The 15290-nt window shown below is 71.5% G+C and carries 11 protein-coding genes; 7 read left to right on the top strand and 4 right to left on the bottom strand.

Annotation, left to right across the window (positions count from 1 at the left end; translation table 11 throughout):
- Positions 1 to 73 precede the first annotated feature (73 nt).
- From WMF44_RS20465 to WMF44_RS20475, 3 genes are all read left to right on the top strand, one after another.
- Positions 74 to 721 (top strand): hypothetical protein, encoded by a 648-nt coding sequence (locus WMF44_RS20465; RefSeq protein WP_437300795.1) that lies wholly within the window; start codon positions 74 to 76, stop codon positions 719 to 721.
- A 138-nt stretch (positions 722 to 859) separates the two neighbouring features.
- Positions 860 to 2503 carry a serine/threonine protein kinase gene (locus WMF44_RS20470; protein ID WP_437300796.1) on the top strand — a complete coding sequence of 548 codons (1644 nt, stop codon included), beginning with the start codon at positions 860 to 862 and terminating at the stop codon, positions 2501 to 2503.
- A 77-nt stretch (positions 2504 to 2580) separates the two neighbouring features.
- Complete coding sequence (locus WMF44_RS20475) at positions 2581 to 3543, top strand: hypothetical protein (protein WP_437300797.1); 963 nt, start codon at positions 2581 to 2583, stop codon at positions 3541 to 3543.
- A gap of 88 nt (positions 3544 to 3631) precedes the next feature.
- On the opposite strand, the gene proS is transcribed toward WMF44_RS20475, so the two are convergent.
- Positions 3632 to 5188 carry a proline--tRNA ligase gene (gene proS / locus WMF44_RS20480; RefSeq protein WP_437300798.1) on the bottom strand — a complete coding sequence of 519 codons (1557 nt, stop codon included), beginning with the start codon at positions 5186 to 5188 and terminating at the stop codon, positions 3632 to 3634.
- Between the two features lie 269 nt (positions 5189 to 5457).
- Here proS and WMF44_RS20485 point away from each other — a divergent pair, with 269 nt between their 5' ends.
- Positions 5458 to 6354, top strand: coding sequence for an isoaspartyl peptidase/L-asparaginase (locus WMF44_RS20485; RefSeq protein WP_437300799.1), 897 nt, complete (start codon positions 5458 to 5460; stop codon positions 6352 to 6354).
- A gap of 16 nt (positions 6355 to 6370) precedes the next feature.
- The gene (locus tag WMF44_RS20490) at positions 6371 to 7885 is read left to right on the top strand and encodes a phytoene desaturase family protein (protein ID WP_437300800.1); all 1515 of its coding nucleotides are present in this window, start codon (positions 6371 to 6373) and stop codon (positions 7883 to 7885) included.
- A gap of 9 nt (positions 7886 to 7894) precedes the next feature.
- On the opposite strand, the gene WMF44_RS20495 is transcribed toward WMF44_RS20490, so the two are convergent.
- A complete protein-coding gene (locus WMF44_RS20495) occupies positions 7895 to 9469 on the bottom strand; it encodes a sigma 54-interacting transcriptional regulator (RefSeq protein ID WP_437300801.1) in 1575 nt (524 codons plus the stop codon).
- Positions 9470 to 9883: 414 nt separating this feature from the next.
- A complete protein-coding gene (locus WMF44_RS20500; RefSeq protein WP_437300802.1) occupies positions 9884 to 10810 on the bottom strand; it encodes a hypothetical protein in 927 nt (308 codons plus the stop codon).
- A 498-nt stretch (positions 10811 to 11308) separates the two neighbouring features.
- Here WMF44_RS20500 and WMF44_RS20505 point away from each other — a divergent pair, with 498 nt between their 5' ends.
- Both WMF44_RS20505 and murJ read left to right on the top strand, forming a co-directional pair.
- Positions 11309 to 12823: an alkaline phosphatase family protein gene (locus tag WMF44_RS20505; RefSeq protein WP_437300803.1), complete on the top strand. Its 1515-nt coding sequence runs from the start codon at positions 11309 to 11311 to the stop codon at positions 12821 to 12823.
- Between the two features lie 60 nt (positions 12824 to 12883).
- On the top strand, positions 12884 to 14539 hold the full coding sequence (gene murJ, locus WMF44_RS20510; RefSeq protein WP_437300804.1) for a murein biosynthesis integral membrane protein MurJ: 1656 nt from the start codon (positions 12884 to 12886) through the stop codon (positions 14537 to 14539).
- Here murJ and WMF44_RS20515 read toward each other — a convergent pair.
- Complete coding sequence (locus WMF44_RS20515) at positions 14508 to 15122, bottom strand: protein-tyrosine phosphatase family protein (RefSeq protein ID WP_437300805.1); 615 nt, start codon at positions 15120 to 15122, stop codon at positions 14508 to 14510. The two genes, murJ and WMF44_RS20515, sit on opposite strands and share 32 nt — an antisense overlap.
- Between the last annotated feature and the right edge of the window lie 168 nt (positions 15123 to 15290).

The following is a 15290-nucleotide window of genomic DNA, read 5'->3' on the forward strand; positions in this document are numbered from 1 at the left end:
GCGGGCGCCTGCCGTGTGCGGTCGCTGTTCACCTTCCGGCGCATAGCCGTGCTAGACGACCGTCAAAGTGAACATGAACCTCACCACCCGTACATTCGCAGGCATCGCCTTGCTGGCCCCCCTCGTCTTCGGCTGCGCGGCCCGTACGGCGCCGTTCGACGAGATGGACAAGGCGCAGATCACGGTCCTCCGCCTCCAGGGGCAGGAGCTGGCCCCGACGCCCGTGGCGACGACCGGGGCCCCCACCCTCATCCCGGGCATCCCGCCCGAGCTGCAGCAGATGGGGCAGGCAGCCCTTCAGGGGCTGCAGCAGGCGCTGCCCGGGCTCATCCCGCCGAACCTCATCCCGGGGCAGACCGCCAGCACGCCCGTCCTGCCCGCGCAGCCGCGCTTCAAGAACTTCGTCATCCTCCAGCAGCGTCAGCTCACGACCAGCGACGCCGACGAGGAGCTCAAGGACCAGATCCTCGACGTCTTCGGCGACGAGGACAGCTTCACCGCGGACCGCGGCAACTGCTTCTATCCCGGCCTGGGCATCTCGATGGTGCGGCCGAACAACCCCACGCCGGTCGACCTGCTCGTCTCCTTCTCGTGCAACCAGGCCATGGGAGACGGCTTCCGCTGGCCTTACGCGACCAACGGCTTCTCGTCCGAGACCCACCAGAAGCTGAGCGAGATCTACCAGCAGCTCTGGGGACAGGCGGTCCCGCCCGGCGCGTGATCCCCTGCCGCGGCGAGGAGCTCCGCTGGTCTAATTTGTAATCAGTACCACATATCGTGACCGCAGGGTCCGGATGGCTAGACTTGATCGAGCTTCCGAGGTCCCCGCGTATCGGTCAGGAGCGCGCCGCACGACGTCATGAACCCCCAACCCCAGCTGTTGCCGGGAAAGGAGCTCGGGCACTACGAGCTCCTCCTGCCCATCGCGCAGGGGGGAATGGCCACGGTGTGGGCCGCGCGCCACAAGGGTCGTCGTGGCTTCCAGAAGACGGTCGCCATCAAGACGATGCTGCCGTCGCTCTCGGATGATCCCCAGTTCGAGAAGATGTTCCTCGAGGAGGCGCGGCTCGCCTCGGGGATCCATCACCCGAACGTCGCCGAGCTCCTCGACCTCGGCGAGCAGGACGACGTCCTCTACATCGTGATGGAGTGGGTCGACGGCGAGGCGCTGTCGGTCATCGCGAAGGCGGCGAGCAAGCGCGGCGTGGCCGTCCCGCTGCGCATCGCGCTCCGCGTCCTCGGCCGCGCTTGCCTCGGCTTGCACGCCGCGCACGAGCTCCGGGACCCGCAGAACGACGACCAGCTGCTCGGGCTCGTGCACCGCGACGTGTCACCCCAGAACATCCTCGTGACGTACGACGGCCACGTGAAGCTCGTGGACTTCGGGGTCGCCAAGGCCACCAACCGCACGCACAACGACACGACCGCGGGACAGATCAAGGGCAAGGTGCCGTACATGTCCCCGGAGCAGGCGCGAGGCGAGCGGGTCGACCGGCGCACCGACGTCTTCGCGATGGGGATCGTGCTCTACAAGTTGACGACGGGAGAGCACCCCTTCGCCGCAGAGAACGACCTCCTCACGCTCAGGTACATCACCTCGCGACCGGCGCTCTCGCCTCGCCTGAAGAACCCGGATTTCCCGCCCGAGCTGGACCAGGTGCTGATGAAGTGCCTGCAGAAGGAGCCGGAGCGGCGGTACCAGACGATGCTCGAGCTGGAGAGCGCCCTGGAGGCCGTGCTGGCCAGGGAGCCGACGGTCACGGACCACGACGTCGGGGCGTTCGTGCGCGGGCTCCTGGGAGAGCGCAACCAGCGCCGGCGCGCAGCGCTGCGCGACACGGTCCGCATGCTCGACGAGCGCGCCGCCCACCCGCCCGAGGTGATGCTCGTTCGCGACAGCATCAGCGAGCTCTTCTTCACGCAGCTCCCTCCTGGTCACCCGAACGCTCAGCTCCCCGCGCCCCGCCGGAGCACGCCCGCGCCCTCGCGACAGGCGCTGCCGTCGCTGCCATCCGAGTCGCGGATCCCGAGCTCGCCTGGCCAGGACACTCAGCTGGGCCCGATCGAGGTCCCGGCGGCGCGCCGCCGCTCGGGGACGCGGGTCGCAGCCGCTGCGCTCGCGCTCATCACGTTGCTGGGCGCCGGGGTGATGTGGCTCCGGCGGACCGCGCCGCAGCAGAGCACGTCCGAGGAGCTCACGGTGCACGCCCACGGCGCTGGCCCGGCGGCGACCGCGGCCACGACGGGCGCAGCGCCAAGGCCGGACGGCGCGCCCACGCTCCTGGCCGACCACGGCGGCGTGGATGCTCGGTCGGCCCCCGAGGCGAGCGACCCGGAGGGGCGCGGGGCGCGCGCTCCGGACCCGACGGCCAAAGGTGCAACGACCGCCGCGACGCCGAGCGCGACGGCTGCTGGATCGAGCGCCACGAGCGCGCGCAGAACAACCCCGGGCAAGCGTCCATCGACGAAGTGGGTACCGACCGTGACCAACCCCGGGTTCTGAGCGGCCGCAGGGCGCGGCAGCTCCGCGACGCGCTCCTCCTGGCAGCAAGCCTGGGCGTCGTAGGCGGCGCCCTGCTGTTGCGGCGGAGCCGAGCGTCCAGCGCCTCGCCAGCCCAGGCGCAGGCGAGCGCGTCCGCGGAGCCGTCGCCCCTGCCCAGGGGCGGTGAGCCCGAGCGCGCGGCGCTCGATCAGCACGAAGCGCAAGCGGGGTGCGGCTTTGCCGACCAAGGGTTCGGCGTCTATGAGCGATGGCGTCCGCTTCCGCTGGGAAGGCTCCTCGTCCCGCCGGCGCACGCGATTCGCTCGGATGGCGGCTACGATCTTCTGATCCACTTCCACGGCGCCGAGCCTGTCCGGAAGGTGCTGGCGCCCAGGGACATGGATCTGGTCATCGCCGGGGTCGACGTGGGGACCCGATCGAGCGACTACGCGCGCGCGCTCGAGGGCGGCACCTGGGACGCGCTGCTCCAGGCGATCGACCGCGAGGTCGAGAGCGCATCCGGGAGCGCGGGCGCGCACGTGCGCCGCCTGGTGCTGTCGTCCTGGAGCGCTGGGTCCGGCGCGATCGGCAGGATCGTCGAGCGCGGGAGCAGCCACCTGGATGCGCTGATCCTGCTCGACTCCCTCTATGGCTCCTACATGCCGGGGCAGACGTCGCTCGCGCAGGGGCAGCTCGCCCCGTACGTCGCGCTGGCCAACGCCGCCGCGCGCGGCGCGCCGGTCTTCTACCTGACGCACACCGAGGTCCCGACCAGCGGCTACGCGTCCACGAAAGAGGCGGCCACGTTCCTTCTTCGCGAGCTCGGAGCCACCCCCATCGCGGTGACCTCGAGCGGGGACGAGGCCCCCTCCGCCGCACCCGGCGCGCCGGGCGACCGCGCGGCGGAGGCAGGAGACGCGCTGCGGCTCACCCGGATGTACGACGGCGGCAGCCTCTACGTGCGCGGCTACGCCGGAACGGGCCCCGGGGAGCACTGCGCGCAGCTGCGGCTGCTCCCCGCGATTCTGACGGAGCACGTGCTCCCGGCCCTTCGCCGTTGAGGCGCCGCTGCTGCGAGGAAGCGCGCGGCGTCTTTTCGGTGAGAGAACGCGCCGACGCGCCGGCGCGCGCCCTGCGAACCGCCGCGGCTCAGTACGACTTCGCGAACACCACGCGCCGCGGGCTGGGCTTGCCGGTGAAGATGCACTGCCCTTCACCCGTCAGCGCGTCGGCCCACGGCGCCCCTTCGAACCCCCCGGTCGGGATGCAGCGGATGGTCACCTTGTGCGCATCCTTCACCGCCGTCTCGATCTCCGGATCGCCGGACCAGTGCGCCAGCGCGAACCCGCCTTGCGCCTCCTTGCCCCCGGTCGACGCGAAGAACGCGTCGAAATCTGCGCGGCTGTTGATCACGTGCGTGTTGCCGTCGCGCACGGCGAGCGCGCGCGCGTAGAGGGTCGCCTGGATGTCGCCAAGGATCTCGGTGATGCGGCCCACGAGCTCCCCGCGCGCCATGCTCGACTTGTCCTTCGGCGAGCGGTCCCTGCGCATCACCATGGCCACGCCGGCGTCGACGTCGCGCGGCCCGATCTCGATGCGCAGGGGGACGCCCTTCTTCACCCACTCCCACTGCTTGTCGCCGCCGCGGATGTCCCGCCGATCGATCTCGACCTCGACGCGGCGCTCGCCGAAGCGCTGCGCCCGGAGCTCCTTCGCGAGCCCGTCGATGTACTCGTCGATCTTGGCGCGCGTGTCGTCGCCCCGGTAAACGGGCAGGATCACGGCGTGCGCGGGCGCGAGGCGCGGCGGGAGCACCAGGCCGTCGTCGTCGCTGTGGGTCATGATCAGCCCGCCGACGAGGCGCGTCGATACGCCCCAGGACGTCGTCCAGGCGTGCTCTTCGGTCTCCTCCTTGGTCTGGAACTTGATGCCGCTCGCCTTCGCGAAGTTCTGCCCCAGGAAGTGGCTCGTCCCGGCCTGCAGGGCCTTCCGATCCTGCATCATCGCCTCGATCGCATAGGTGTCGACCGCCCCGGGGAAGCGCTCGCTCGCCGTCTTCGGCCCCTCGAGGACGGGCATCGCCATGAAGTCGCGCGCAAACGTCGCGTAGACCCCGAGCATGCGCAGCGTCTCCTCGCGCGCCTCGGCCTCGCTCGCGTGCGCCGTGTGCCCCTCCTGCCACAGGAACTCCGCCGTCCGCAGGAACAGGCGCGTCCGGAGCTCCCAGCGCACGACGTTCGCCCACTGGTTGATCAACAAGGGGAGATCCCGGTAGCTCTGCACCCAGCTCGCGAACGCCGCGCCGATGATCGTCTCGGACGTGGGGCGCACGATGAGCGGCTCCTCCAGCCGGGCCTGAGGGTCGGGAATGAGCCCGCCGCCAGGGCCGGGGACGAGCCGGTGGTGGGTGACCACGGCGCACTCCTTCGCGAACCCCTCGACGTGCTCGGCTTCCTTCTCGAGGAATGACTTCGGGATGAACAGCGGGAAGTAGGCGTTCTTGTGCCCGGTCGCCTTGAACATGCTGTCGAGCTCGCGCTGGATGTTCTCCCAGATCGCGTAGCCCCACGGCTTGATGACCATGCAGCCGCGGACCGGGGAGCTCTCCGCGAGGTCGGCCGCGCGCACGACCTGCTGGTACCACTCCGGGTAGTCCTCGTTGCGGGTGGGCGTAATGGCGGTCTTCGGCGCTTCGTTCTTGGCCACGGTCTCTGCTCTCCTCGATGGGCGGCTTGGCCGGCGGCCTTCGACCGGGCCGCCTTCGTCCCGCTGCGGACGGTCGGCTGGCGCCGGCCCCGCTCCGGGCTGAGCGCGCGACGTATCAGGAGCGCGGCAGGGTGTCGAGCGCAGCGGTCCCAGCGCCGGAGCCGCGCCGCCCTCCCGCTGGCTGGAGCGATGCCGCTCGCCCCACCGGCCGCCGCGCGCCAGGCTGCCTTCGCGGCGGCGCGCCGTCGTGGTACGCGCAGGAGAACGACGTGAACTACGTCATCCTCACGCACGGCGGGGTGACCGCGCCGCAGAGCGGCTCGGAGAGCTGCGCCAGGGCCGCCGACGAGGCGCGCCGCGCGCTCGATGAGGGCGGAGAGGCGCTCGCGGCGGCGATCGGAGCGACCGTGCGCCTCGAGGACGACCCACGCTTCAACGCCGGGACGGGCTCGAACCTCCGCCTCGACGGGCGGACGGTCGAGATGGATGCGGCCGTGATGGCCAGCGACGGACGGTTCGGCGCAGTGGCGTGCATCGAGCGGGTGAAGAACCCCGTCCTGGTCGCCGCGAAGGTGATGGAGACGCCGCACCTGCTCCTCGCCGGCGCCGGCGCGACGGCGTTCGCTCGCCGGCTGGGGTTCGCCGACCATGATCCTGTCACCGAGGAGGCGCGCCGGAAGCACGCCCGCGCCCTCGCCGCGCTGCGCGGCGAGGGTGGAGACGACGAGACAACGAACGACGCGGCGCGCTTCCGTGCGCTCACGGCGACGCGGTTCTGGAACTTCGACGCCGAGCCGATCGAGTGCGACACCGTCGGGGCCGTCGTGCGCGACACGCACGGCCGGTTCGCCGCCGCGGCGTCGACGGGCGGGTCGACCTACTCGCTCCGTGGCCGCGTCGGTGACGTGCCGCTCCTCGGCGCGGGGATCTACGCTGGCCCGCACGGCGCCGTGGCGGCGACCGGCGTCGGCGAGGAGATCGCGCGCCGCTTCCTCGCGCGGACCGTCTATGACTGGCTCGCCGATGGCGTCGCGCCCGCGCGCGCCGCGCAGCGCGGCGTCGCGATGTTCCCCGACGTGCTCGCCGTCGGCGTGCTCGTGGCGGGGCGGAGCGGCCAGGCGATCGCCTCGAACCGCGCCATGGCAAGCGCGCAGCTCGTGGGCTGAGGAGCAGCAGACGACGATGCAGAGTGGAGACCCTGATGCGATCGTGGTGGGCGCGGGACCGAACGGCCTCACGGCGGCGGCGTACCTCGCCCGCGCGGGCTTCTCGGTGCTCGTGCTGGAGGCCGAGCGAGAGCCGGGCGGCGCGGTCCGCACGCGCGAGGTGACGCTCCCCGGGTTCCGCCACGATCTCGGCGCGGCGTTCTTCCCCTTCGGGCAGACGAGCCCCGCGCTGGTGCCGCTCGATCTGCCCGGGGCCGGCCTCGTGTGGCGGCACGCGCCGATCGACAGCGCTCACCCGGCGCCCGACGGGACGTGCGCCTCGATCGCGCGGGACGTCGAGGCGACGGCGCGGTCGCTCGGCGAAGATGGCCCCGCGTGGCGCCGGATCGCGGGGTGGCACGCGGCCACCCGCGAGCGGCTGCTGAACGCGCTCCTGTCCACGCCGCCCGCCCTCGGGCCGCTGCTCCGGCTCGGGCCCCTCAACCTGCTCCGCCTCGCGCAGGTGGCCCTCTCGAGCGGACGTGGCTTCGCGACGCGCACCTTCCGGACAGAGGCGGCCCGGCGCGTCGTCCCCGGGCTCGCGCTCCACACCGACGTGGGTCCGGACGATCCCTGCGGAGCGATCGTCGGCTTCATGCTCACCGTGCTCGCCTCGAGCGGCGGCTTCGCGGTGCCCGAGGGCGGCGCCGGCTCGATCACGAGCGCCTTGCTCAGGCGCGTCGAGGAGCGCGGGGGCGCCCTCCGCTGCGGCGCCCGCGTCGACCAGATCATCGCCAGGGAGGGACGGGCGGTCGCGGTCCGGCTCGAGGACGGACAGGAGCTCCGCGCCCGCCGCGCGATCGTCGCCGACCTCGCCGCGCCGACGCTCTACCTCCGCCTGCTCGCGTCAGAGCTGGTTCCCGAGCGGGTGCAGCGCGCCATGCGCCGGTTCCGCCAGGGGTTCGGCACCTTCAAGATGGACTGGGCGCTCGACGGTCCGACGCCGTGGTCCCACGAGGATCCCGCGCGCGCGGCGGTCGTGCACGCGGGCGACAGCCTCGACGACCTCTCGGCCTTCACGCGGCAGGTGCGCGCCGGGGCGCTCCCCGAGCACCCCTATCTCGTGATCGGGCAGCAGTCGCTGGTCGATCCGACGCGCGCGCCGGCCGGCCGCCACACCCTGTGGGCCTACTCCCGCGTCCCCTCCTCCATCGAGGGCGGCTGGGCGGGCTCGCGCGAGCGCTTCGCCGATCGCATCGAGGCGCGGATCGAGGAGCTCGCCCCTGGCTTCCGGCAGAGGATCATCGCCCGGACGATCTGGGCGCCGGACGATCTCGAGGCGATGGATGCAAACCTCATCGGCGGCGATCTCGGCGGAGGCTCGGCCGACATCCGGCACCAGCTCATCTTCCGGCCGGTGTTCCCCTATTTCCGCTACCGCACGCCCGTCCGCGGCCTGTATCTGGGCTCGTCCTATGCGCACCCAGGCGCCGGGGTCCACGGCGCGTGCGGGCACAACGCGGCGCTGGCGGTGCTGGAGGACGAAGGCTAGCGCGCCTCGCTACTTCGACCGCGACGGCGGGCCGTCCCGGTAGTCGGAGCGCTTCAGGCCGTGGCTCGCGATCTTCTCCTGGAGCGTGCGCAGCGGCATCCTGAGGCGCCGAGCGGCCATCGCCAGGTTGCCGTTGGTGCCGCGGAGGGCATCGAGGATGATCTCCGTCTCCAGACGGTCCATCTGCGCCTTGAGCCCGATCGTCGGCGCGGAGCTGGGGGGCCCTGCGAGCTCGACGGGGGCCCGATCGGGCGGCGGCGTCGAGCGCTTGGGCGTCGAGAGCGAGTGGATGCTCTCCGGCAGGTCGAGCGGGGTGATGACATGCCCCCGCGCGATGACCACGGCGCGCTCGATGGCGCTGCGCAGCTCGCGTACGTTGCCCGGCCAGGGGTACTGCTCCAGGAGCGCGAGCGTCTCCGGATCGAGCGAGCGCACGTTCCTGCGGTGCACCTCGCTCGCCTGCCGGAGGAAGCGCTGCGCCAGCGGTCCGATGTCCTCCCGCCGCTCGCAGAGCGGCGGGATGCGCAGCGGCGCCGCGTTGAGCCGGTAGAGCAGATCCGAACGGAACGTACCCGCCTCGCACATCGCCTCGAGATCGCGGTACGTGGTCGCGACGATCCGCACGTCCACCTCGATCTCCTTGGTCGAGCCGACGCGGACCATGCGACCGGTGTCGAGGACGTGCAGCAGCGCGGCCTGGCAGGAGGGCGGGAGGTCGCCGACCTCATCGAGCACCACGGTGCCGCCCGCGCACGTCTCGAAGACGCCCTCTTGCGCGTGGACCGCGCCGGGGAAGGCGTCGGCCTCGTGGCCGAAGAGCGTGCTCTCGAGGAGCTGGGCGGGCACGCCGCTGCATCCGACGCGGATCATCTGCATCTTGTGGCGGGGGCCAGCCTCGTGGATCAGCCGCGCGAGCACGTCCTTGCCGGTCCCCGTCTCGCCCTGGAGCAGCACGGGCGCGGACGAGCGCGCGAGGCGCATCGCGGTCTCGAGCACCGGGCGCATCGCGGGGCTGCGCATCACGAGCCCCTCGTCTCCGACCGTGCGCAGCCCGCCCACCGGCGTGGGTCCGCCCACCAGGTTCTCGATGCTCGGCATCTTTCTCCGCTCCGAGGCGCCACGACGCCCGTCGAGCGCGTCGAGGTTCAGCGCCGGCAGCTCGGCGCTCGCGATCACGCGCAGCGACGCCGTGATCTCCCCGAGCATCACCTCGTCGCCGGGCTTCAAGACGCCGTGCTCGACGCGCTGCCCGCTCAGGAAGGTGCCGTTCGTGGAGCCGAGATCCTGGATGAGCACGTCGCCGCGCTGGAACGTGAAGCGCGCGTGGCGTCGCGACAGGCTGCGCTCGGGGATCGCGACGTCGGCGCTCGGATCGCGGCCGATGACGACGCCGACCCCCTCGATCAGCCGCACCGTCTCGGCGCCTTGCCGGTGGTAGATGATGAGCAGCACGTGCGGCTGCGTCCCGCGCTCGCGGCTCAGCTGCGTCAACGCATCACGGACCTGCGACATGGCGATCGGGTCCGTCACGCCCAGCTGCGACTCGACCTGGACCTCCTGTGCTCCGAGGTCGTCGTGCAGCATGGATGGCCGTGCGACCTTGGGCTCCACAGGCAAGTCGACGCCAGCGAGGCCTTCCTCGGACGCGCCCGGCTCGCGGACGTCCGGCGAAGACAGACTCGTCGGAGCGGCCGGACGCGAGTGATTCATGCGTTCTCTCTCATGCGTGCCCGAGGAGCCTCCGGCTCCAAATGTTGGCCCGCGAGCCCTGCTCGCGCTCGTCCCGTTATCCTATGACCATAAGCCAGAGGCTGCCCGGCGCGCAAGGCGCGAGCAGCACTTCGTCGGCGCTGCGGCGGCAAGCTTTGTTCTCTCTGCTTCCTTTGCTTCCTCTGCTCCCTCTACTTCCTCCACTTCCTCTACATCCCAGTTCTTTCTCTTTCGTTTCTGCAGTGTAGCCCTCGGACGCATCCTCCGCAGGTTGCCTCGGCGCTCCGCTCAGATCTGGCGCACAACGCGCTCGCCAGAGGCGAGCGATCGCGCGGATGGCTCCTCGGCGCTGCAGTGGGCGCTGAAGCGAGAGCACGGGAGGTCCTCGAGCGATGGGAGCTCCGCATAGCCGCGAGGACCGGCGATCTCGTTGAAGCAGCGCCCGAGCCAGCCCGGAATGACGAGCGCATAGGTGCGCGCAAGCCGTCGAGGATCGTCCAGTGTGCGCAGCATCGCAAGGTAGGTGACTTCTCCATAGGTCGCCTTGAAGGCAGCCGCCTGCTCAGGGCGCGCCAACCAGCTCATGACGCCGGCGCGATCCGCCTCTGGGTGGAACTGGACCGCCTCGACGCCGGGCGCGACCTGCAACCCGAGGATCGCCCGCCCCTTGGAGATGCCGTCACGGCTCTCACGCGCGAGGAGCTGGCCGCCGAGGGAGCTCAGCTGGCGCTCGTCGAGGTTCACCGCCTCCCAGTTGCGGTGCTCGAACGCGAAGAGCCGGTCCCCAAACGGCGCCAGCAGCGGGTGTTGCTGGCCGACGGGGGTCGTGTAGATCGGCATGACGCCGAACTTGCGATCGGCGCGCGGCACGACGTCGGCCAGCTTGTAGTGATGGACGACGAGCTCGAACGAGTAGCAGATCGCGAAGAGCGCACGCCGGTGCGCGCCCCCCTGGATCGCCGACTCGACGACGCCGTCCACGAAGCGCGCAAAATCCCGCGTCCAGGGCTCGCCCTCCCCATCCAAGGGAGAGCCGGGCCCCCCCGACGCGAGGTACAGATCGCAGTCCGTAGGGATGGGTGCGTTGGTGTCTCTGGGAGACACCTCGACGACCTCGCAGGATAGGCCCGGATTGCGCGCCTGAACGCGTTCGAAGAACCCCGCGGCGAGCCCGCGCAGACAGCGCATCGCCTGGTTCACGTGGCCATTGTTCATGTCCACGATGCACAACCGCAGCGGCCGGCCGTTCACGACGGTAGCTTGCCGGCCGGGAGTAGGTGGATGTGGATTCGAGCTCATCGGAAGGTGACAGTTCTTAGACGTAAACCCCCGCGTTTTTTACCCATACCACCCCGCTGACCTCGCGAAAAGAATGGTTTTCTCTGGCACGCCCGTTACGCCCGTTACGCCCGTTACGCCCGTTACGCCCGTTACGCCGGTTACACCCGTTACGCCGACTGCTCCGGCTACTTCGACTTCGTCGGCTGATCCCTTTACGTTCACGTCGACCGCATCCGTCACATCCGTCATGTCTGTCGCATCCGTTGCGCCTGTCATGTCCATCACACCAGTTATGTCCATTACAGCGGTTACATCCACTTCAGTTACGTCCGCTACGTCCACTGCATCGATGACGCAGCGGCCGATTCGTCACCTCCTGGAGGAGACCAAAACTCCTTCCTCTGCCCCGCGTTCATGGGAATCCTGTGCGTGATGAACAAACGGAATGGTTCGACCCGTGATCCTCTGACCCGCCGCCATGTGCTGACCGGGCTCGGCGCTGCGCTCGGCGCCTCGGCCTTCGGATGCAGCACCCCGGAGGGAGCGATGTTGCTCGGCAACGCCCCGCCGAGCACGGGCAGCGCGGACGAGAGCGACGGAGCCGGCGGTGCGGGCGGCTCAGGAGGAGCGCTCGGCTCAGGACAGCCGGAAGGTGGCGAGGCCGGCGGCGCTCCGGATCGCTGCGCGGAGACGGGAGGCCTGAGCCCGGCGGAGCTGCTGGCGCCCATCAACACCATCGTCGTTCTCTGCATGGAGAACCGCTCCTTCGACCACTATCTCGGCTCGCTGCGGCTGAAAGAGGGCCGGCAGATCGACGGTCTGACAGGCACAGAGTCGAACCGAGCGCTCGATGGGACGCGGATCTCGCCCTTCCAGCTCGACGATTTCACGCCCGCCGACCCGCCGCACAGCTGGGACGCTGCCCACACGCAGTGGAATCAAGGGATGAACGACGGGTTCGTCATCGCGCACGCAGGGCCGCACCAGCGCGACGTCATGGGCTACCACGTGCGGGAGCATCTGCCGGTCCTCTACGCGCTCGCCGACGCGTCGGCGATCTGCGAGCGCTGGTTCTCCTCGGTGCTCGGCCCGACCTGGCCGAACCGGCTCTTCCTGCACGGCGCCACGTCGAGGGGCGTCTCGAGGAACGTGCCGGTCACCGGCTTCACGAGCGTGTTCGAGCTGCTGAGCGACGCAGGGATCTCGAGCAGGAACTACTTCCACGACGTCCCGTGGTGCTCGGGTGCGTACTTCAAATTCAAGGGCGTCTCCGGGATCGAGCGCTTCTTCGAGGACGCGGCCGCGGGGATCCTGCCCTCGTTCTCCGTCATCGATCCCCAGTTCTTCGGCGCCACCGCGAACGACGACCACCCGGACCACGACGTGCAGCTCGGGCAGGTGCTCATCGCCAGCATCTACAACGCGCTGGCGAAGAGCCCCCAGTGGGGCCAGTGCCTCCTCGTGATCACCTACGACGAGCACGGGGGCTTCTTCGACCACGTCGCGCCGCCGACGACGACGGACGACGATCCCCTGTTCACCCAGCTCGGGTTCCGGGTGCCGTCGATCGTCGCGGGCCCGTTCGTCCGGAGGGGCTGCGCGGTGAGCACCGTGCTCGACCACGCGTCGGTGATCCGCACGCTGGAAGCGCGCTTCGATCTCCCCTCGCTGAACGCGCGCTCCGCCGGCGCGAACGATCTCTCGTGCTGCATCGATCCGGCGCTCCTCCGCGATCCTCAGGAGCCGATCCTGCTGCCCGAGATGGACATCTCCCTGTCGCGGCTGCGCTCGCGCACCGAGCCCGGGATCTCGCAGCCGGAGCTGTGGGAGGCCGCGGAGCGCAGGCTCATCCCGCGGCACCTCGATCGCCGGGACGACGGTCCAGCCATCGCCCGGCGGGTGCTGGCGCACGCGGAGCGGCTCGGCACGGCGAGGCTCAGGGACTGAGGCGCCGGCCAGCCGGCGCCGAGGTCGCCCGGGGGCGGGAGGTCTGATAGAAGCGCCGCCGTGCCGCCCGATCTCCATCCGCCCGCCGCCATCCAGGCAGGGACCACGCCGGCGAGCGCAGCCCCGGGCGCGCCCCCGGCGACCAGCGCAGGCTCGCCGGCGGCCGGGCAGGAGAAGGCGACCAGCGCGGCGCGCTCGTCGGCGATGGTCACCGCCGGGATCATCCTCTCGCGGCTCGTCGGGCTGCTCCGCCAGCGGGTGACGGCGCACTTCTTCGGGACATCCGAGCTCGCCGACGTGCTCGCCGCGGCGTTCCGCGCGGGCAACATCACCCAGAACCTGCTTGGCGAAGGGACGCTCTCCGCGACCTTCATCCCCGTCTACGCGCGCCTCCGCGCGGCAGGCGACGCGCGGCGCGCGGCGCACTTCGCGCTCGCCGCCCTCGGGATCCTGCTCGTCGCCGCCGCGGCCGCGTCGCTCACCGGCGTGCTCGCGGCGCCGTGGCTGTCCTTCCTGGTCGCGGCGGGCTTCGACGACGACAAGCTCGCCAGCACGACCCGGATCGTCCGGATCATCTTCCCGATGACCGGCCTGCTCGTGCTGTCCGCGTGGGGGCTCGGCGTGCTCAACGCGCACCGGCGGTTCTTCCTCCCGTACGCCGCGCCCGTCGCGTGGAGCGCCGCCCAGATCGCTGGGCTGCTCGCCTGCGGCGCGTGGCTCGGCATGCGCGGGGAGCCGCTCGCCGAGGCGCTCGCATGGAGCGCGCTCGCGGGTGCGGCGCTGCAGCTCTCGCTGTTGCTCCCCACGGCGCGCTCGCTGCTCGGCGGGCTCAGGCCGCGCCTCGACGCGCGCGACCCGAGCGTCCGAGAGGCCGGCAGCAAGCTGCCCGCCGCGCTGCTCGGCCGCGGGATCATCCAGGTGTCCGGGCTCGTCGACACGCTCCTCGTGAGCTTCCTCGGCGCCGGCGCGAACGCGGCCTTCAGCTACGCGCAGACGGTCTACCTCCTGCCGATGAGCGTCCTCGGCGTCGGCGAGGCCGCGGTCGCGCTGCCCGAGATGGCGCGCGACACGGCCGGAGCCGACGTCGCGCGGCGCAACGAGGCGCTGTCGCGCCGACTCGGGGCGTCGCTCGCGCGGATCACGGTGCTGACCGTGCCGGCCGCGGCCGTGTTCATGGTGCTCGGGCGGGAGCTCATCACGCTGCTGCTGCAGACCGGGACGTTCGACCAGGCCTCGACGGCGCGGGTCGAGCCGCTCGTGTGCGCCTACGGGCTCGCGCTGCTCGGGAACGCCGCCGGGCGCGTGCTGATCACCACGTCGTTCGCCCTGGGGGACACGAGGACCCCGGCCCGCTACGCGCTCTATCGCGTGGTCGTCAGCACCGCCGTCGCGCTCCTCCTGATGCAGTGGCTCGACGTGCTCGGCGTGGTGCTCGGCGCCGTCATTGCGGGATGGGTCGAGGCGATCGCCCTCGGGCGCCGCCTGCGGCGCGAGATCGGCGGGCTCGGGCTGGATCAGATCCGGATCGGCCGCGTGGCCTTGCTCGCGGCGATATCGGTCGGCTGCGGCGCCGCGTTGAAGGCGGCGCTGCCCGAGGCGGTGGCCGCGGCGCCGTGGGGTGCCGCGCTCATCCTCGCTGCGTGCGGCGGCGCCTTCGCCGTCGCGGCGCCGGCGCTCGGGCTCTTCAGCCTGAAGTCCCTCCTCCGCCGGAGGTGATCATGGGCGGCGCCGCGCGCGCACGGCCCTCCGCATGCGTACGGTGCCACGCGACGTAGCGCTCGACGAACGCGCGCTGCACGGGGCGCAGCGCGACGCGCGGGCGCCGTCGCTCGATCAGGGCGAGCGCCTCGCCCACCTCGATGCCGCCGCGGGTGGCGAGGTAGCAGAGCGCGAGCGTGACGCTCCTGCCCACGCCGCTCGCGCAATGGACGTGGACACGGTGGCCAGCGACGATATGCCGCTCGAGGAACGCCACGCCGCGCGCGGCCTCCTCGAGCGTGGGAGCGCACATGTCCCAGCAGGGGATGCGCAGGTACTCGACCCCCGCCGCGCGCAGCGCGAGCACCGGATCGTACAGCTCGCGCGACACGTTGAGCACGGCGCGGACGCCGAGGCGACGGAGCTCGACCACGTCGCCTGGAAGAAGGAACCCCCCGATCAGGAGGTTCGGGCTCACCCACGTGCGCCACGGCTGCCGGGGCCGGAGCGACGCGGAGGCGCGGCGCAACGCCAGGAATGCATAGAAAACGAGGGCATACGGCGCGAGCAGGAGGAACACCAGCGCAGGGCGAAGGCGCACGCGCACCTCATGGCGTCGACGCCCGCGTCGCGCCAGCGGCCGGGCGGCACGCGGGCCGATGACGCGCGCCCACGACACGCGCCCCGAGCGCACCGACGATGCGCGGGCGACGCCACGGAACTTGGCCCAGCGCGCGCGAACCGGGCATGCATCGACAGATGCCGCCCG

Origin of the sequence: Sorangium sp. So ce426 (genome assembly GCF_051475585.1) — a bacterium.
Lineage (GTDB): Bacteria > Myxococcota_A > Polyangia > Polyangiales > Polyangiaceae > Sorangium > Sorangium cellulosum_B.

Excerpts from the sequence above, each read along its gene's own strand:
- WMF44_RS20470 (WP_437300796.1), top strand. The coding sequence starts at position 860 with ATGAACCCCCAACCCCAGCTGTTGCCGGGAAAGGAGCTCGGGCACTAC.
- WMF44_RS20490 (WP_437300800.1), top strand. The coding sequence starts at position 6,371 with ATGCAGAGTGGAGACCCTGATGCGATCGTGGTGGGCGCGGGACCGAAC.
- WMF44_RS20505 (WP_437300803.1), top strand. The coding sequence starts at position 11,309 with ATGAACAAACGGAATGGTTCGACCCGTGATCCTCTGACCCGCCGCCAT.
- WMF44_RS20500 (WP_437300802.1), bottom strand. The coding sequence starts at position 10,810 with ATGAACAATGGCCACGTGAACCAGGCGATGCGCTGTCTGCGCGGGCTC.
- WMF44_RS20465 (WP_437300795.1), top strand. The coding sequence starts at position 74 with ATGAACCTCACCACCCGTACATTCGCAGGCATCGCCTTGCTGGCCCCC.
- WMF44_RS20495 (WP_437300801.1), bottom strand. The coding sequence starts at position 9,469 with ATGCTGCACGACGACCTCGGAGCACAGGAGGTCCAGGTCGAGTCGCAG.